The organism is Rhodococcus qingshengii JCM 15477, from assembly GCF_023221595.1.
GTDB classification, from domain to species: domain Bacteria; phylum Actinomycetota; class Actinomycetes; order Mycobacteriales; family Mycobacteriaceae; genus Rhodococcus_F; species Rhodococcus_F qingshengii.
Genome location: NZ_CP096563.1, coordinates 2786691 through 2803382 on the forward strand (window position 1 = coordinate 2786691; position 16692 = coordinate 2803382).

Genomic DNA, 16692 nt, shown 5'->3' on the forward strand with positions numbered 1-16692 from the left:
GTCACTTCCCTTCGCCGGGAGCGTCGGCTGCTGAGGCCGAACCGGGTGGGTTGTCGTCGTGAGATCGGCTGATACGCAGTCCGGCAAGAGTTGCCCCGCCGATTGTTTGTGCTTCGGCTGCTTCGATTCGCGTATCGGGGAACCCGGCCAAGGTGCGTGCGGTCTGTCGGAACGAACACAGTGTGGCACCGCGACTGGGTGTCACGCGCTCTCCGGCGCGGAGCGCATCGACGAGTGAGCGCGCCGATTCCGGAGTCTGGTTGTCGAAGAACTCCCAGTTGATCATCATGACGGGGGCGTAGTCGCACGCCGCATTGCACTCGATGTGTTCGAGGGTGATCTTGCCGTCGGACGTCGAGATGGAGTGTCCGCCTTCGTCTCTGGAGCCGGCTGACCCGAGATGCTCTTCGAGTGCTGCGAGGATGTCGTCTCCGCCCATGATCGCGCAGAGCGTGTTGGTGCAGACTCCGACCAGATACTCACCCGTCGGACCACGGCGATACATCGAGTAGAAGGTGGAAACGGCGGCAACCTCGGCGCCGGTCAAACCCAGCTTGGCACTGCAGAAATCGATCCCGGCCGGGGTGATGTACCCGTCCTCGGACTGCACGAGATGAAGGAGCGGCAGGAGGGCTGATCGACTGGTGGTCGCCGCGGCGTCAGGCTCACGGTAACGAGCGATGACGGTTTCGGCATCGGCGTCGAGTCGAGCGAGTACGTCAGGCGGATAACTCGATCGTGCGCCAGAGCGTACCAGTTGCGTGGGCTCGTTCGGGCGCGGCCCGAGTTCGATGAACACCCGTGACGAGCCGTTCGGGCCGGTCATCGGTCCACTCCGCCCATGACGGGATCGATACTGGCAACCGAGGCGATCACGTCGGACACCATGCCTCCCTCGCACATCGCCGCTACCGCTTGAAGGTTGGTGAATGACGGATCCCGGAAATGGACGCGGTACGGCCGGGTTCCCCCGTCGCTGACCATGTGCACACCCAACTCGCCACGCGGGGACTCGACGGCGACGTACACCTGGCCGGGCGGCACGCGGATTCCTTCGGTGACCAGTTTGAAATGGTGAATCAGACCCTCCATGGACGACTCCATGATCTTGGCGATGTGCTTCTGCGAATTGCCGAGGCCATCCGGTCCGACAGCGAGATCGGCAGGCCAGGCGATCTTCTTGTCGTCCACCATGACCGGCCCCGGTTGCAGTTTGTCGAGGCACTGCTCGACGATCTTGAGGGACTCCTTCATCTCCTCGACACGGATGACGTACCTTCCGTAGCAATCGGATCCGTCGTGCGTCACGACGTCGAATTCGTAGTTCTCGTAGCCGCAGTAGGGCTGCGCTCGACGCTGATCGTGGGGGAGACCCGTGGCGCGTAGGACCGGCCCCGTCACGCCGAGCGCCATGCAGCCGGTGAGATCGAGATATCCGATTCCCTGGGTGCGGGCTTTCCAGATGGAGTTGTCGCTGAGCATCAGTTCGACGTCACGCAACCGTTTCGGTAGGACCTTCAACAGTTCTCGTACCTTCGCGACCGACCCGTCGGGTAGATCCTGAGCGAGACCACCAGGCCTGATGTAGGCGTGATTCATCCGCAGTCCGGTGATCGTCTCGAACACGTCCAGAATCAATTCGCGTTCGCGGAATCCGAACAGCATCGCCGTCACGGCGCCCAGTTCCATTCCACCGGTTGCCAGGGCGACAAGGTGCGACGAGATTCGATTGAGCTCCATCATCATCACGCGAATGACGGTGGCTCGCTCGGGAATGTCGTCGGTGATGCCGAGAAGTTTTTCGACTCCGAGGCAGTACGCGGTTTCGTTGAAGAACGGTGACAGGTAGTCCATTCGAGTAACGAAAGTGACGCCCTGCGTCCAGTTCCGGTATTCGAGATTCTTTTCGATTCCGGTGTGCAGGTAGCCGATTCCACACCGAGCTTCCACGACTGTCTCACCCTCGATTTCGAGAATGAGGCGCAAGACGCCGTGAGTGGACGGATGCTGCGGGCCCATGTTGACCACGATCCGTTCGGCCTCGCCGGTTCGCTGGCGAGCGGCCGCGGTGACGATGTCGTCCCAGTCCTGACCCGATGCTGTGACGACGGTTTCCGTCGTGGCACCGGAGTTGCTTCCTGTCGTCTCGTTCATCAGTTGTACGACCTACGCTCGTCGGGTGGAGGAGTCTGGGCGCCCTTGTACTCGACCGGGATACCGCCGAGCGGATAGTCCTTGCGCTGTGGGTGGCCCTTCCAGTCGTCGGGCATCTCGATACGGGTCAGGGCCGGGTGACCGTCGAAGACGATCCCGAAGAAGTCGTAGGTCTCACGCTCGTGCCAATCGTTGGTGGGGTATATCCCGACGATGGACGGAATATGTGGATCGGTGTCCGGCACGGACACTTCCAGTCTGATCCGGCGGTTGTGCGTGATCGAAGCAAATGGATACACGGCGTGGAGCTCGCGACCGGTGTCCTGCGGATAGTGGACTCCATCGACACCCAGGCAAAGTTCGAAGCGCAGTTCCGATTCGTCGCGCAGTCTGCGCGCGACCTGCGGGAGGTGAGACCGTTCGACATGCAGCGTCATCTCGTCTCGAAAGATCACTACCCGCTCGATTGCATCGGTCAAAGTGCTGCCCGCGCTGCGCAATGCGGCATCCAAGGAGTCCGCAACTTCGTCGAAGTATCCACCGAACGGTCGAGAGGCCTTGTCCTCTACTGAGATCGGCGGGGCGAGCCGGCTGTAGCCCGAGGTGTCACCACTGCCGCGGACCCCGAACATCCCCCTCGATCCGTTGTTGCCCGCGGTCATCGCAGAAGCCCCTTCATGTCGATGGTGGGGGTGGATGCCAGTGCGGCGCGCTCGGCTGCCGCGCGTGCCTCTTCGCGGTTCACGCCGAGGGGCATCTCCTGGATCTTTCGGTGCAGTTCGATGATCGCGTTCAGGAGCATCTCCGGCCGCGGCGGACAGCCGGGCAAGTAGATGTCGACCGGCACGATGTGGTCGACGCCCTGTACCACTGCGTAGTTGTTGAACATACCGCCGGACGACGCACACACACCCATGGCCAGAACCCATTTCGGCTCGGCCATCTGGTCGTAGACCTGACGAAGTACCGGCCCCATCTTTTGACTGACCCGCCCGGCCACGATCAGAAGGTCTGCCTGTCGCGGCGACGCGCGGAATGCCTCCATGCCGAACCGCGCCAGGTCGAAGCGACCTGACGTGGTTGCCATCATCTCGATCGCGCAGCACGCGAGCCCGAAGGTGGCAGGCCACAGTGATCCTTTGCGGGCATACCCTGCCAGGCCCTCGACAGTGGTCAGTAAAAATCCGCTGGGGAGCTTTTCTTCGAGACCCATATCCGACTCTCTTCAGTCGTAACAGCTGCGGTGTGACCGGTTTTGTCTGACGTATGTGTGCTGTACCTGTGTCCGCTGGCCTAGTCCCAACCGAGACCGCCTCGTCGCCATTCGTATGCGTATGCCACCGAGACGTTGACTATGAAAAGGCCCATCGCCGCGAGGCCGAACAAGCCGAGCGAATCGAAATGCACCGCCCACGGGTAGAGGAAAACGATCTCGATGTCGAAGATGATGAACAGCATTGCCGTCAGATAGAACTTGACGGGAAACCGCCCGCCACCGGCGGTACGGGGTGCCGGTTCGATTCCGCATTCGTAGGCTTCGAGTTTCGCCCTGTTGTACCGCTTCGGGCCGACCACGGACGCGAGAACAACCGACACCACAGCGAAGGCCATCGCGATGACCCCGAGGACGAGAATGGGGATGTAAGCGTTCATGTCACCCGAACTCCTCTCCGCTGTGCGGATGTCCGCCCAGCCCGAAGGTGCCGTTCGATTTCGATACTGCCAGCAATTCGATACTTATGTGACCTGCGACACCCACACTAGGGGAGGCCTCCGACATTGGGTTCGTTTTCGGGGTGCGGAGTTTCGCTCTCGAAAGTCCGAAGTAGTCGGCGCCGCAACGAATCACCGCTGCAACGGGTGCTCACCGGCTCAGTTGTCGACGCAGAAGCGCGATGACGGTGGAAGCAAGTTCGATCGGATCTATCGGCTGCGGCACTGAGGCTTCCGCTCTCGACCACGACGCCAGCCACGCATCGTCGGGTCGACCGGTCAGTACGAGGATCGGTGGACAGTCGGCGATCTCGTCCTTGAGTTGTTTCGCGACGCCCATGCCGCCCGCCGGACTCGCCTCGCCGTCGAGGATTGCGAGGTCGATTCCGCCGGCGTCGAGCTTGGCTACGACGATCGGTGCCGTCGCGACCTCGATGTAGTCGATGGTGGGCATCGACGGATGTGGGCGCTCTCCGAGAGCGAGCCGAACTTGCTCGCGCGTGTGTGCGTCGTCGCTGTAGACGAGGATGCGCACGGGTGCCATGGAGTTGGGCTCTGCGGTCTCGGCGGACACGCGGCCGACGTTACTCCGGGCGGTCCCCGGCTACCGGCGAATCTTCAACATCGGCAGGGACTTCCGCGAAAACACAGCTCGGCTTCACAGCAAACGGCCCTTACCCGGCGATGAACGCCGAAGTAAGGGCCGCCTGAATTGCGTGTGCGCTCAGAAGTTTTCGACGAACTTCGTCAGGCCCTTGCTCGCTGTTTCCAGGGCCGTCTTCTGTGCCTTCTTCACCAGGAAGCCCGGCAGCGGGATCTTGGGATCGATGGTCAGTTCGAAGGTGACTTTGGTTCCACCGTCGGTGGGAGTCAAGACGTACGAGCCGTCCTGCTGGTTCTGCTGACCGCTCTCCACGAGGGTCCAGGTCACCTTCTCGTCGCCCTCGAAGGTGTAGTCGACTACCTGCTCGTCGTTGATTCCCAGAATGGACACGGCCATGCGAACGCGATGGGGGCGACCGTCGTCGTGGGTGCTCTCGATGGTGATCTTCTTGTGTGCAGACGACCACTCCGGCAGCCGATCGACGGCTGCTACGGCCTTCATCACCGTTTCCGGATCAGCCTTGATCTCGAATTCCTTGACGCCCGAAACGGCCATGAACGTGCTCCTTCTCGCCTTGCGGCAACGGTTCGTGATTACTGCAGTTGCGCAATTAGATCATTCGGTGATCGGGTTGGCGTCGAGCTAGTCCATGCCGTTCTTGCGCATCTGGTCCCGCAATGCGCCCTGGACGGCTTGTGAAACCCACGAGTTGAGGGAGACTCCGTTCTGATTGGCGGCCTCCTCGGCGCGGGCTTTGATCTGCTCCATCATCCTCAACGTCACCCGGCTGATATCTCCGCTGACGTCGTCGAACGAGTAGGTTGAGTCCTTCTTCTCGTCGTCTGCCTTCTCGTTTGCACCCTCGCCGCCGGTCGAGTTCGGCGGGCGAACGACGTCGACCAGTAATTCGCTTCCGTCGAGATTCACCTTGACCTCTCGGTCGCCCAGCTTCGCCCCGATCTCCTTGGCCAGTTCCGTCGCCGCGGCCAACAAGACCAGGCGGACCGAGGGTTCGATGGCGGCGGACAACGACGCCGCAATCCGGCGCGTGTGATCGTCGCCGAGTTCGGCTGCAGTGGCGAGGTCGTTCTGCAGCTTTGCGGTGTACTCCGAAATGTCCATGACACCACAGTGGCGTCAAAAGTGACGTCAGTCAAGGATGCGATGACGTCACTCGGTATCGAGGGCGGTCGACCGCTATAGAGTTGCCCAGCACCTGAGGCGAACGGCGCCCGGGTTTCGTGCTGGTCGTTTCGTGCTTGTCGAGGAGTGGGTTGTGCCGAACACGGTGTCGCTGAAGGTGCAGTTGGTGGCGAAGTCCGAGTTCTTCCCGCCCGAGGACATTCCGTGGGAGACGGACGCGGATGGTGGCGAAGCGCTGGTCGAGTTCTCCGGTCGAGCCTGCTACCAGAGTTGGTCCAAGCCGAATCCGCGAACCGCAACCAACGCCGGCTATCTGAGGCATCTGCTCGAGGTCGGACACGTTTCGGTGCTCGAGCATGCGACAGTGAGCTTCTACATCACCGGTATCTCGCGATCGTGCACTCACGAATTGATTCGTCACCGGCACTTCTCGTACTCGCAACTCTCGCAGCGATTCGTCCGTGAGAACGATGCAAACGTCGTCGTGCCTCCTGCTGTCGAAGGTGATCCCGAGCTCGAAGCACTGTTTCTGAATGCCACCGACGAAAGCCGTCGCGCTTACGGGGAACTGCTGACTGCCCTCGAAGGGAAACTGCAATCGGTGCCCGGTGCCCCGATGAGGGGCAAGCAAGCCAGGCAGGCTGCGCGCTCGGTGCTGCCCAACGCCACCGAGACGCGCTTGGTCGTGACCGGGAACTATCGGGCCTGGCGGCACTTCGTCGAGATGCGTGCCACCGAACATGCGGATGTCGAGATCCGGCGAGTCGCGGTCGAGTGCCTGCGTCAGCTTCGTGATGTCGCGCCAAATGTGTTCGGGGACTACGAGATTCTTCGCGGAAGCGACGGATCGGAAATTGCCGTCAGCGCATTTGCGGCCGAGTCGTGACTCGTGTGCAGAAGTAAGAGCTGAACCGGGTAACCTTCTGACCATGACCTACGGTGATTCCGCTTCTCTTGTCGAGCGTCCGTTCGGCACCATTTCCGTTGCGATGGTGACCCCGTTCACTGCCGACGGGAAGTTGGACGTCGACGCGGGAGTGCGCCTCGCAGCCCATCTCGTCGACAACGGCTGTGACGGCCTCGTTCTTGCCGGTACCACCGGTGAATCTCCCACCACCACCGAGTCCGAGAAGCTCGACCTGCTCCGCGCAGTGATCGACGCCGTCGGTAACCGCGCGAAGATCGTTGCAGGCGCCGGCAGCAACGACACCGCTCACAGCGTCGAACTCGCACGTGACGCGGCTCGCGCCGGAGCGCACGGTCTGCTCGTCGTCACCCCGTATTATTCACGTCCGCCCCAGGCCGGACTGTTTGCACACTTCACCGCCGTCGCCAACGCGACCGACCTGCCCGTCATGTTGTACGACATTCCGCCCCGCTCCGTCGTTCCCATCGAGACCGAGACGATCCGCCGACTCGCCGAGCACCCGCGAATCAAGGCCGTCAAGGACGCCAAGGGCGACCTCAACGCCGGCGCAGAGTTGATCGGCACCACCGAGCTCCAGTTCTTCTCCGGCGACGACCCGCTGAATCTGCCGTGGCTCGCTGTGGGCGCCACCGGCTTCGTCAGCGTCATCGGCCATCTTGTTCCGGGTCGTCTCCGCGACCTTCACACCGCGTTCGTGTCCGGCGATATCGCCCGCGCGCGCGAGATAAACCTCAGTTTGATCCCTGTGATTCGTTCCGTTGCCCGCCTCGGCGGTGTCAGCGCTTCGAAGGCGGGTCTGCGACTCATCGGAATCGATGTCGGAGAACCACGCCTTCCGCAGGTTGCACCCACTAAAGAGCAGATCGACGGTCTTGCCGCCGATCTGCATGCGGCAGGAGTTTTGTAAATGACCCGTCCCCCCCGACGTCGTAGTGCCAGTCGTCAAGCCGGTCCGCCTTCGCCTCCGGCTCCCGAAACGGCCGCAAAGGCCGCACCGGTAGAGGCACCAGCTGCGCCGGCGGCAGAAGCGGCCCCCGCCGCAGCCGCCCCGCCCAAGAAGGCCGCAGCAACCAAATCTGCAGCAACCAAGTCCGCTGCCACCAAATCTGCTGCACCCAAGAAGTCGACCGAAGACAGGTCGCCGCGCAAATCTTCCGGCGGTAACCGACCGGCAGCATCGAAGTCGGGCAACGGGCGCGGAAACAAGCGCCCCGAGAACCGTCTGGCCGTCGATCCCACGGGTCGCCTCGGAACACCCCCGAAGGCGCCGGCATCGGGTCTGCGCATCGTCGCGCTGGGCGGCATCGGCGAAATCGGTCGCAACATGACGGTGTTCGAGCACCGTGGCAAGTTGCTGATCGTCGACTGCGGTGTGCTGTTCCCCGAGGACCAGCAGCCTGGCGTCGACCTGATCCTCCCGGACTTCCGCTACATCGAAGACCGTATGGACGACGTCGAAGCCGTCATCTTGACTCACGGACACGAGGACCACATCGGTGCTCTGCCGTTCTTGCTGCGTCTGCGCGCGGACATTCCGGTCATCGGCGCGAAGTTCACTCTCGCTCTCGTTGCCGCCAAGTGCCGCGAGCATCGCCTGCGTCCGAACCTGGTCGAGGTCGTCGAGGGAAACACCACCACCCATGGCCCGTTCGACTGCGAGTACTTCGCGGTCAACCACTCGATTCCCGACGCTCTCGCGATCGCGATTCGCACCGACGCCGGCGTCGTACTGCACACCGGTGACATCAAGCTCGATCAGCTGCCTCTCGACGGCCGCCTGACCGACCTCGCCGGATTCTCCCGCCTGGGCGACGAGGGCGTCGACCTGTTCCTCGTCGACTCGACGAACGCCGAGGTTCCGGGATTCGTCACACCCGAGCGCGAAATCGGGGGAGTGCTCGACAACGTCATCGGCAAGGCGAAGCAGCGCGTCATCGTGGCATCGTTCGCCAGCCATGTGCATCGCATCCAGCAGGTCGTCGACGTAGCCGCTCGGTACAACCGCCGCATCGTCTTCGTCGGCCGCTCGATGGTCCGCAACATGCAGATCGCCCAGGATCTGGGCTACCTGACGGTGCCCGACGGCCTCGTCGTAGACATCGACACCGCCGCCACCCTTCCCGACGATCGCCTGGTGCTCATTTCGACGGGTTCGCAGGGTGAGCCGTTGGCAGCGCTCTCGCGGATGGCGCGCGGCGAACACCGTCAGATCAACATCCGCGCCAACGACCTTGTCGTTCTCGCGTCTTCGCTGATCCCGGGCAACGAGAACTCCGTTTTTGCCGTGGTCAACGGTTTGGCCAAGCGCGGTGCCACCGTCGTGACCCAGCAGAGTGCCAAGGTTCACGTCTCGGGCCACGCGTCCGCCGGTGAGTTGCTCTACCTGTACAACGCGGTTCGGCCCACCAATGCCATGCCCGTCCACGGTGAATGGCGGCACCTGCGTGCCAACGCCGCGCTGGCAAAGGCAACCGGCGTGCCGGAAGAGCGCATCGTATTGGCCGAGGACGGCGTCGTGGTCGACATGGTGGACGGCCTCGCCGAGATCGTCGGACGCGTACCGGTCGGACACGTCTACGTCGACGGTCTGTCCGTCGGCGACGTCGGTGAGCCGACGCTGTCCGATCGCCTCGTGCTCGGTGAGGGCGGCTTCATCGCGATCACCATCGTCATCAACGAGTCGACGGGCCGTGCGGTCAGCACCCCCGAGGTGTCCGGTCGCGGCTTCTCCGACGATCCGACAGCGCTCAAGGCTGCCGCGGATCTCGTGGAATCGGACCTGGCCCGGTTGGCGAGCGAAGGCGTCATCGACGCTCATCGCATCGCGCAGTCGGTGCGCCGCGTCGTCGGACGCTGGGTCGCGGACAAGTACCGCCGCCGTCCGATGATCATTCCGACGGTCATCGCGGTTCCGTAGATTCGGCACAGCAGGTCGCTTCCGCTCGAACCCGGTCCGGTTCGAGTACTTTGGCGAAGGTGACCTTCGCTCATGACGAACGACTCGCCCTGGTGGACAGCATGGTCGAATTCGGCCCCGATGCTCCGACACTGTGTGGGGAGTGGACCAATCGTGACCTGGCAGCACATCTGATAGTCCGGGAGCGGCGTCTCGACGCCGCTCCCGGAATCATGTTGAGCCCTCTTGCCGGTCACACCGAGAGCGTGCGTAAGGCCGCAGCGGCGCGTCCGTGGGAGGAGATCCTCGACGACGTTCGGAGTGGGCCGCCTCGGTGGTCGCCGATGTACTGGCTCGACGCGCAGGTGAATACCACGGAAATGTTCGTCCACCACGAAGATGTACGACGCGCACATCTGAACTGGGCGCCGCGTCCGTTGTCGGAGGGTCGGCAGGCTCAGCTGTGGAAGTACGCCCGGCAGATCGGCAAGATGGGTTACCGCAAAGCCGCTGTCGAGGTCATTTTCGAACTTCCGTCCGGCGAGAGTGCGGTCGTCCACAAATCCGGCTCTCGCAGTATTGTCCTGCAGGGTGAACCCGCCGAGTTGCTGCTGCACGCTTTCGGTCGCAACGAGGTGAAGATCGAAGCCAAAGGTGAACTGGCCGACGTTCAATCCGTGATGGCGCTCGATCGCAGTTTCTGATGGCCCCCTTCTGCCGGAGCCGAGCTCGACAGACGGGTTGTGAAGATCACGTTTCGCACTCGCCACCAGTGTTGCTGGTGTTGCGGATGGTCCAGATGGGGTCGCACAGACTAGCCTGAACTCCATGGCAGGTAAGTCGAGCGCCCGGGGATCCAGTACAAGCACGTCTACGTCCAGGGCATCGACCAGGTCGTCAGCCTCTACTCCGAGCGCGCGCGCAACCGCAAAACCTCGTGCCTCGCGCACCACGCGAACCGTATCGACTCCTCGAAATGTCACGACTTCGGCCAGGGCTGGTGGGCGCCCCGCGTCGGGCAAAGGCTCCAAGCCGGCGCCCAAGAAGGCGTCCGGTACGTCGTCGGCCGCGCGCCGCCCGGTATCGAAAACCTCTCAGCGGGCCAGCCCGTTGGCCGCTGTGGGCAAGGGAATCGGAGCCGGGTGGTCCCTGGCTGCCCGCGGCGTCGGCGCCACCACACGCACCGTCAGTAAGGTCGGCGAGATCGAAGCCGGCCACCGCCGCGACGGAATAGCGCTCGGCCTGATCGCATTCAGCGTCGTCATCGCCGGTGGCGTCTGGTTCAAGGCCGGTGGTCCGATCGGCGGCGGCATCGACACCCTCGTGCGGGCGATCTTCGGCGCGGCCTCGGCCGTGCTCCCCATCGTCGGCGTCGGCCTCGCGATCCTGTTGATGCGCACCGAACCGAAACCTGAGATCCGGCCCCGACTGATCATGGGATCCTTGCTGGTCGGTCTGCCGGCGCTCGGCATCTGGCACATCATCTCGGGTTCACCGACAGACGCCACCGGTCGCTCCAACGGCGCAGGGTTTGTCGGATACGTCGTGGGCGGCCCGCTCACCAACGGGCTCACCGTCTGGCTGTCTGCGCCGCTGCTGGTCATCGCCGCCGGATTCGGAATCCTCCTTCTGACCGGAACCACGCTGCGTGAGGTGCCGAGCAAGTTCCAGTCCTTCTTCGGTGCCTCGTATCGCTCGGACGAATACGGCGACTACGGATCCGAATTCGACGAGGACGGCGAGCACCACTACGGCGAATCTGCTTACGATCCTTCACTGTTCGACGCCGACGGCTACCCGGTCGACACCTACGCCGAGCCACCGCTCAAGCCCGCCAAGCGGACCAGCCGACGCGCACCGATCGACAACTACCCGACGGACGAGTTCGAGTCGGGCGACAAGAAGACCGAAGTCCTCGGCCTGTGGAACGCCGACGACACAGCAGTACCCGACGAGCCCGTCGCGGCTGCGGCAGCGCCCGTGGTGGAGACTCCGGCGCCGCGCCCCAAGGTGCCTGCGCGTTCGGTCCCCATCGCCAAGCCCGTGCCGAAACCCGAACCGGAGCCGGAGGAGAAGGAACACTTCGTCACCGATCGGGTCACCGACGGCGACTACAACCTCCCGCCGACGACGTTGCTGATCGAGGGAGACCCGCCCAAGCTCCGCAGTTCTGCGAACGACGCGATGATCGAGGCGATCAGCGAAGTCCTCGAACAGTTCAAGATCGATGCCGCTGTTACCGGTTTCACCCGCGGACCGACGGTGACACGCTACGAGGTCGAACTCGGCCCAGGCGTGAAGGTCGAGAAGATCACCGCGCTCGCCCGCAACATCGCGTACGCCGTGGCAACCGACAACGTCCGCCTCCTGGCCCCCATTCCGGGTAAGTCCGCGGTGGGTATCGAGGTACCGAACTCCGACCGCGAAATGGTCCGCCTCGCCGACGTTTTGAACGCGCCGAGCACCCGACGCGATCACCATCCGCTGGTGATCGGTCTCGGTAAGGACATCGAAGGTGACTTCGTCAGTGCGAACCTCGCGAAGATGCCCCACCTTCTGGTGGCAGGTTCGACCGGCTCGGGTAAGTCGAGCTTCGTGAACTCGATGCTCGTCTCGTTGCTCACCCGAGCAACGCCCGAAGAAGTACGGATGATCCTCATCGACCCCAAGATGGTCGAGCTCACGCCGTACGAAGGTATCCCGCACCTGATCACGCCGATCATCACTCAGCCGAAGAAGGCAGCGGCAGCGCTGGCCTGGTTGGTCGAGGAGATGGAACAGCGCTACCAGGACATGCAGGCCAACCGGGTGCGTCATATCGACGACTTCAACTCCAAGGTCAAGTCCGGGGAAATCACCGCGCCGCTGGGCAGCGAGCGCGTCTACCGCCCGTACCCGTACATCCTGGCGATCGTGGACGAGTTGGCCGACCTCATGATGACCGCTCCGCGCGACGTCGAAGAAGCAATCGTCCGCATCACCCAGAAAGCCCGCGCTGCCGGAATCCACCTGGTGCTGGCAACGCAGCGCCCGTCCGTCGACGTCGTCACCGGCCTGATCAAGACCAACGTGCCTTCGCGTCTGGCGTTCGCGACGTCCTCGCTCACGGACTCGCGAGTCATCCTCGATCAGCCCGGCGCCGAGAAGCTCATCGGTATGGGTGATGGCTTGTTCCTGCCCATGGGCGCCGGCAAGCCGACCCGTATGCAAGGCGCGTTCATCACCGACGAGGAAATCTCGGCGGTTGTCGACTTCGCGAAGAACCAAGCCGAGCCCGAGTACACCGAAGGTGTCACCGCACAGAAGGCCGGGGAGAAGAAAGACGTCGACCCCGACATCGGCGACGACATGGACGTCCTCTTGCAGGCCGTGGAACTGGTGATCACGAGTCAATTCGGTTCGACGTCGATGCTGCAGCGCAAGCTGCGCGTCGGGTTCGCCAAGGCCGGTCGACTCATGGATCTCATGGAAAATCGTGGCGTCGTCGGCCCCAGCGAGGGCTCCAAGGCACGCGAGGTTTTGATGAAGCCTGAGGAACTCGACGGTCTGCTGTGGTCGATTCGCGGTGGCGACCCGGACGAGGCACCCGCAGACGAGTAGCGACACCTCGGCGGACAAGCCGTCGACAGACGACCGGAGGAACCCGTGCATGTGACGCCGTTGGCTTGGGGAATCACGATCGTGGTGATCCTCGGCCTGTTCGTCTTCGACTTCTTCGCCCACGTCCGCACGCCACATGCGCCCACGTTCCGGGAGTCCGCATTCTGGTCGACGGTCTACATCTCGATCGCCATCGTCTTCGGCCTCGTCGTGATGTGGATCTGGGGCACCACGTACGGCGGTGAGTACTTCGCCGGATACGTCACGGAAAAGGCGCTCTCGGTAGACAATCTGTTCGTCTTCGTGATCATCATGTCGACGTTCGCCGTCCCGCGAGAGTTCCAGCAGAAAGTCCTGCTGATAGGCATCGTCCTCGCATTGGTGATGCGCGGAATCTTCATCGGAGTCGGCGCCGCCGCCATCAATGCGTACAGCTGGGTGTTCTACCTCTTCGGAGCGTTCCTGATCTACACCGCGTACACCCTGATCCGCGATCACGGGCATGAGAAGGAAGCCGAGGAGAAGCGCGACAGTCGCATCATCTCACTCGTGAAGCGGGTGCTGCCGACAACCGAGGAATACGACGGGGACAAACTGATCACCCGGATCGACGGCAAGCGCGTCGTGACACCGTTGTTGTTGGCGCTCATCGCAATCGGGTTTGCCGACGTGCTCTTCGCGCTCGATTCGATTCCGGCGATCTACGGTCTGACCCAGGAACCGTATCTGGTGTTCACCGCCAACGCCTTCGCGCTGATGGGTCTACGGCAGCTGTACTTCCTGATCGGTGGGTTGCTCGAACGGCTGGTCTATCTCTCGTACGGGCTCTCGATAATCCTGGCGTTCATCGGTGTGAAATTGGTACTTCACGCGTTGCACGAGAACACCCTCTCGTTCGTCAACGGAGGTGAACACGTCTCCGTCCCGGAAATCTCCACGGCACTCTCACTCGGAGTGATCATCGGAGTATTGGCGGTGACGACGGTCGCGAGCCTGTTGAAGACTCGCGACCGGGCGGGGGAGTAAGCCGGGGCCGGGGCTCTCAGGCGCTGAACTGACCCAACACCGGAACCCACTCGGTGATCCGGACCTTCTCGATCAAATCGGCGATCGCGAACGGATCGTGGGTGAAGAGGAGGGAAACGGTGTCGGCGTCTGCGGCGTCGACGATGATCAGCGCGCCGTTTCCATCTGCAAACGGGCCGGATGACAAGACGATCGAGCGGGAAACCAGATCCGCGAGCCACGCGCGGTGATCGCTACGGACTTCGTCGCGCTGAGCGTTCTTCTCGGGCGCGTAGGTGTATTCGACGAGGAACAACGACATCGTGAACCGCTTTCGGGGCTGGTGATCGAGAGGGTGGTGTGTGAAGAGTCTGAACGGTTCAGAGAGTCAGGAGCATGCGAGTATTGCCGAGTGTGTTGGGTTTCACATAGCTCAGATCGAGGAACTCGGCGACGCCGGCGTCGTAGGACCGACACATTTCCGCATAGACCTCGGCGGTGACGGGGGTGCCGTGGATCTCCGCGAATCCGTGACGGTGGAAGAACTCGGTCTCGAACGTCAAAACGAACAACCGTTCCAACTCCAATTCCTTGGCGACCTCGATGAGTTTGTCGACGACGTAGAAACCTGCGCCCTGGCCTTTGGCAGTCGGATCGACTGCGACGGTGCGGATCTCACCCAGGTCCGCCCACAGCACATGCAGTGCGCCGCAAGCGATTACCTGGCCGCCTCGCTCGGCGACCCAGAACTCCTGGACTGCCTCGTACAGCGTCACGAGATTCTTCTCGAGGAGGATCTTGCCGGCGTAGATGTCGATCAGACGCTTGATTTCGGGGATGTCCGACGTTCGCGCGCGACGCACGATCAACTGGCTCTCGGTATAGGTCGGCGCGGTCGAAGTCATGTGGTGCACATTAGTCAATGGCCCTACCGATATTCTAAGTCGCGTGCCTGTCCGCCCCACGCAATTCCCGCGCCGCTCGGCTTTGTCCCGGGTTCGGCTCACCGCCTGTGCGGTGATCCGATGAGTACCCCGCGCGATCAGACCGACGCCCATCGCGCCGCCGTCGGCCCGTCCGACGGCACACCTGTCGCGGACAACCCGGTTCCGTTGCTGAACATCGCGAACATTCTCACGATGGTCCGAATGGTTCTCGTTCCGGTTTTTCTCGTTGTTCTGTTCGTCGACGGCGGACACTCGACGTGGTGGCGTCTCGGGGCAATGGGCGTGTTCATCGTCGCCGCGATCACGGATCGGATCGACGGCCAATTGGCTCGGAAGTACGGTCTGGTCACCGATTTCGGCAAACTCATGGACCCGATCGCGGACAAGGCACTGATCGGCGCCGCGCTGATCGGTCTTTCGGTTCTCGGTGACCTGTCGTGGTGGGTGACCGGAGTGATCATCGCCAGAGAACTCGGAATCACGCTGTTGCGGTTCGCGGTACTGCGGCACGCGGTCATCCCGGCGGGCAAGGGCGGCAAGCTCAAGACCCTCGTGCAGGCCGTCGCGATCGGGTTCTACCTCTGCCCGCTGCCGAGCAGTTGGGACATCGTCAGCGGATTGCTGATGGCTGCTGCCGTCGTGCTGACGGTGGCGACGGGAATCGAATACATCGTGCAGGCGATCAGGCTTCGCGCCGGAGTTCGCGCAGTCGAGTCATGACGGACCCGCTGCTCGCACTCGGAGTGGTCGAACTCGTCGACGCCCTTGGCGCCGCGAGGCAGACTGTCGCCGCCGCCGAATCTCTGACGGCTGGCTTGTTCACGGCTGCGGTCGCGTCCGTGCCAGGGTCGAGCGCGGTGCTGCGTGGGGGCCTGGTCGTGTATGCGACCGACCTGAAAGCGACGCTGGCGGGCGTGGATCCCGAGCGTCTGGCAACGGACGGCCCCGTGTCCGAGAGCACCGCCGTGGCTTTGGCGCTCGGCGCCCGGACGAGGTGCGGCGCCGACTGGGGTATCGGACTGACCGGAGTCGCCGGTCCGAGTGAGCAGGACGGACGCCCGGTCGGAACGGTGTTTCTCGGTATCGCCGGCCCGGACGGAACCGAATGCGTACCCCTCGTGCTCGGCGGCGAACGGTGGGAGATTCGGACAACCGCAGTCGCAACTGCCGTGTCGCGGTTACGTGATCGTGTCGCAGAGCGTGCGGCACGATAGGCTCGGGAACCAATCGGATGTGTTCGGACGTTGACGATTGTGAAGACGTACGACCATGCACGATGAGGTCACGGATGAAGGAGGAGCGAGATGGCGCTGCTATTGCGTGAGGCAATCGGTGACAGTCTCCGGCGTACGCGCGTTTCGCAGAGCCGCACGCTACGTGAGGTGTCGAACAGCGCGCGTGTGAGCTTGGGCTATCTGTCCGAAGTGGAACGTGGACGTAAGGAAGCATCGAGCGAACTGTTGGCGGCGATCTGTGATGCGCTCGCAGTCCCACTGTCCGACGTGCTGGTCGACGTGAGCGAGACCCTGGCCACGAAGAAGAGCGCTCCGGTAGCTGGTCGACAGGTCGCCGAACCTGCGGTGTCGGCTTCCGGTTCGGTCTCGGCTTCCGGTTCGCCGACAATCGCACGCGATACCCGCGTCGTGATTCCGGCACCGAACGCTCGAAGGTTGGCGGCGGCGTAGCCACTACCGGCCGTAAC

General features: G+C 63.0%; 19 protein-coding genes. 9 read left to right on the top strand and 10 right to left on the bottom strand.

Annotated features, from left to right (window positions below; genetic code table 11):
* Position 1: 1 nt before the first annotated feature.
* The 8 genes from nuoE to M0639_RS12835 all read right to left on the bottom strand — a co-directional run bounded on the left by nuoE (position 2) and on the right by M0639_RS12835 (position 5593).
* Positions 2-826, bottom strand: a complete 825-nt coding sequence (nuoE, locus tag M0639_RS12800) for an NADH-quinone oxidoreductase subunit NuoE (protein ID WP_064075800.1) — start codon at positions 824-826, stop codon at positions 2-4.
* Positions 823-2154, bottom strand: coding sequence for an NADH dehydrogenase (quinone) subunit D (gene nuoD, locus M0639_RS12805; protein WP_007735150.1), 1332 nt, complete (start codon positions 2152-2154; stop codon positions 823-825). The genes nuoE and nuoD overlap by 4 nt, the downstream gene beginning before the upstream one ends.
* Entirely contained in the window at positions 2154-2816 is a 663-nt protein-coding gene (locus M0639_RS12810; protein WP_064075801.1) for an NADH-quinone oxidoreductase subunit C, read from the bottom strand. Before M0639_RS12810 ends, nuoD begins: the two co-directional genes overlap by 1 nt.
* A complete protein-coding gene (locus M0639_RS12815; protein ID WP_003942234.1) occupies positions 2813-3367 on the bottom strand; it encodes a NuoB/complex I 20 kDa subunit family protein in 555 nt (184 codons plus the stop codon). The genes M0639_RS12810 and M0639_RS12815 overlap by 4 nt, the downstream gene beginning before the upstream one ends.
* Before the next feature lie 80 nt (positions 3368-3447).
* On the bottom strand, positions 3448-3807 hold the full coding sequence (locus tag M0639_RS12820) for an NADH-quinone oxidoreductase subunit A (RefSeq protein WP_003942165.1): 360 nt from the start codon (positions 3805-3807) through the stop codon (positions 3448-3450).
* Between the two features lie 211 nt (positions 3808-4018).
* Positions 4019-4411 (bottom strand): Rv3143 family two-component system response regulator, encoded by a 393-nt coding sequence (locus M0639_RS12825; RefSeq protein ID WP_042450864.1) that lies wholly within the window; start codon positions 4409-4411, stop codon positions 4019-4021.
* 180 nt (positions 4412-4591) lie between these two features.
* Complete coding sequence (locus M0639_RS12830) at positions 4592-5026, bottom strand: SRPBCC family protein (RefSeq protein ID WP_003942203.1); 435 nt, start codon at positions 5024-5026, stop codon at positions 4592-4594.
* Positions 5027-5113: 87 nt separating this feature from the next.
* Positions 5114-5593 (bottom strand): toxin-antitoxin system HicB family antitoxin, encoded by a 480-nt coding sequence (locus M0639_RS12835; protein WP_003942206.1) that lies wholly within the window; start codon positions 5591-5593, stop codon positions 5114-5116.
* Between the two features lie 154 nt (positions 5594-5747).
* Here M0639_RS12835 and thyX point away from each other — a divergent pair, with 154 nt between their 5' ends.
* From thyX to M0639_RS12865, 6 genes are all read left to right on the top strand, one after another.
* Positions 5748-6500, top strand: coding sequence for an FAD-dependent thymidylate synthase (gene thyX / locus M0639_RS12840; RefSeq protein ID WP_003942250.1), 753 nt, complete (start codon positions 5748-5750; stop codon positions 6498-6500).
* Positions 6501-6543: 43 nt separating this feature from the next.
* On the top strand, positions 6544-7449 hold the full coding sequence (gene dapA, locus M0639_RS12845; RefSeq protein WP_003942142.1) for a 4-hydroxy-tetrahydrodipicolinate synthase: 906 nt from the start codon (positions 6544-6546) through the stop codon (positions 7447-7449).
* Positions 7450-9459: a ribonuclease J gene (locus tag M0639_RS12850; RefSeq protein ID WP_064075606.1), complete on the top strand. Its 2010-nt coding sequence runs from the start codon at positions 7450-7452 to the stop codon at positions 9457-9459.
* A gap of 59 nt (positions 9460-9518) precedes the next feature.
* A complete protein-coding gene (locus tag M0639_RS12855; protein ID WP_064075605.1) occupies positions 9519-10142 on the top strand; it encodes a TIGR03085 family metal-binding protein in 624 nt (207 codons plus the stop codon).
* 124 nt (positions 10143-10266) lie between these two features.
* Positions 10267-13038: a DNA translocase FtsK gene (locus tag M0639_RS12860; protein ID WP_082893327.1), complete on the top strand. Its 2772-nt coding sequence runs from the start codon at positions 10267-10269 to the stop codon at positions 13036-13038.
* Positions 13039-13083: 45 nt separating this feature from the next.
* Entirely contained in the window at positions 13084-14064 is a 981-nt protein-coding gene (locus M0639_RS12865; RefSeq protein WP_019748181.1) for a TerC family protein, read from the top strand.
* Positions 14065-14080: 16 nt separating this feature from the next.
* On the opposite strand, the gene M0639_RS12870 is transcribed toward M0639_RS12865, so the two are convergent.
* Together M0639_RS12870 and M0639_RS12875 are read right to left on the bottom strand one after the other, a co-directional pair.
* On the bottom strand, positions 14081-14365 hold the full coding sequence (locus M0639_RS12870; RefSeq protein ID WP_003942124.1) for a YciI family protein: 285 nt from the start codon (positions 14363-14365) through the stop codon (positions 14081-14083).
* A 58-nt stretch (positions 14366-14423) separates the two neighbouring features.
* Positions 14424-14948 (bottom strand): amino-acid N-acetyltransferase, encoded by a 525-nt coding sequence (locus M0639_RS12875; RefSeq protein ID WP_064075604.1) that lies wholly within the window; start codon positions 14946-14948, stop codon positions 14424-14426.
* A gap of 120 nt (positions 14949-15068) precedes the next feature.
* Here M0639_RS12875 and pgsA point away from each other — a divergent pair, with 120 nt between their 5' ends.
* The 3 genes from pgsA (at position 15069) to M0639_RS12890 (ending at position 16675) form a co-directional block, all read left to right on the top strand.
* A complete protein-coding gene (pgsA, locus tag M0639_RS12880) occupies positions 15069-15710 on the top strand; it encodes a CDP-diacylglycerol--glycerol-3-phosphate 3-phosphatidyltransferase (RefSeq protein ID WP_003942125.1) in 642 nt (213 codons plus the stop codon).
* On the top strand, positions 15707-16204 hold the full coding sequence (locus M0639_RS12885) for a CinA family protein (RefSeq protein WP_064075603.1): 498 nt from the start codon (positions 15707-15709) through the stop codon (positions 16202-16204). The genes pgsA and M0639_RS12885 overlap by 4 nt, the downstream gene beginning before the upstream one ends.
* A gap of 90 nt (positions 16205-16294) precedes the next feature.
* Positions 16295-16675 (top strand): helix-turn-helix domain-containing protein, encoded by a 381-nt coding sequence (locus tag M0639_RS12890; protein WP_003942191.1) that lies wholly within the window; start codon positions 16295-16297, stop codon positions 16673-16675.
* Positions 16676-16692 lie beyond the last annotated feature (17 nt).

What these genes read in the sequence shown, in the direction of transcription:
- M0639_RS12870 (WP_003942124.1), bottom strand. Translation starts at nt 14,365, where the DNA reads ATGTCGTTGTTCCTCGTCGAATACACCTACGCGCCCGAGAAGAACGCT.
- M0639_RS12820 (WP_003942165.1), bottom strand. Translation starts at nt 3,807, where the DNA reads ATGAACGCTTACATCCCCATTCTCGTCCTCGGGGTCATCGCGATGGCC.
- M0639_RS12830 (WP_003942203.1), bottom strand. Translation starts at nt 5,026, where the DNA reads ATGGCCGTTTCGGGCGTCAAGGAATTCGAGATCAAGGCTGATCCGGAA.
- M0639_RS12860 (WP_082893327.1), top strand. Translation starts at nt 10,267, where the DNA reads ATGGCAGGTAAGTCGAGCGCCCGGGGATCCAGTACAAGCACGTCTACG.
- M0639_RS12815 (WP_003942234.1), bottom strand. Translation starts at nt 3,367, where the DNA reads ATGGGTCTCGAAGAAAAGCTCCCCAGCGGATTTTTACTGACCACTGTC.
- M0639_RS12825 (WP_042450864.1), bottom strand. Translation starts at nt 4,411, where the DNA reads ATGGCACCCGTGCGCATCCTCGTCTACAGCGACGACGCACACACGCGC.
- M0639_RS12885 (WP_064075603.1), top strand. Translation starts at nt 15,707, where the DNA reads ATGACGGACCCGCTGCTCGCACTCGGAGTGGTCGAACTCGTCGACGCC.
- M0639_RS12890 (WP_003942191.1), top strand. Translation starts at nt 16,295, where the DNA reads ATGGCGCTGCTATTGCGTGAGGCAATCGGTGACAGTCTCCGGCGTACG.
- M0639_RS12875 (WP_064075604.1), bottom strand. Translation starts at nt 14,948, where the DNA reads ATGACTTCGACCGCGCCGACCTATACCGAGAGCCAGTTGATCGTGCGT.
- M0639_RS12850 (WP_064075606.1), top strand. Translation starts at nt 7,450, where the DNA reads ATGACCCGTCCCCCCCGACGTCGTAGTGCCAGTCGTCAAGCCGGTCCG.
- M0639_RS12810 (WP_064075801.1), bottom strand. Translation starts at nt 2,816, where the DNA reads ATGACCGCGGGCAACAACGGATCGAGGGGGATGTTCGGGGTCCGCGGC.
- dapA (WP_003942142.1), top strand. Translation starts at nt 6,544, where the DNA reads ATGACCTACGGTGATTCCGCTTCTCTTGTCGAGCGTCCGTTCGGCACC.
- nuoD (WP_007735150.1), bottom strand. Translation starts at nt 2,154, where the DNA reads ATGAACGAGACGACAGGAAGCAACTCCGGTGCCACGACGGAAACCGTC.
- M0639_RS12835 (WP_003942206.1), bottom strand. Translation starts at nt 5,593, where the DNA reads ATGGACATTTCGGAGTACACCGCAAAGCTGCAGAACGACCTCGCCACT.
- nuoE (WP_064075800.1), bottom strand. Translation starts at nt 826, where the DNA reads ATGACCGGCCCGAACGGCTCGTCACGGGTGTTCATCGAACTCGGGCCG.
- pgsA (WP_003942125.1), top strand. Translation starts at nt 15,069, where the DNA reads ATGAGTACCCCGCGCGATCAGACCGACGCCCATCGCGCCGCCGTCGGC.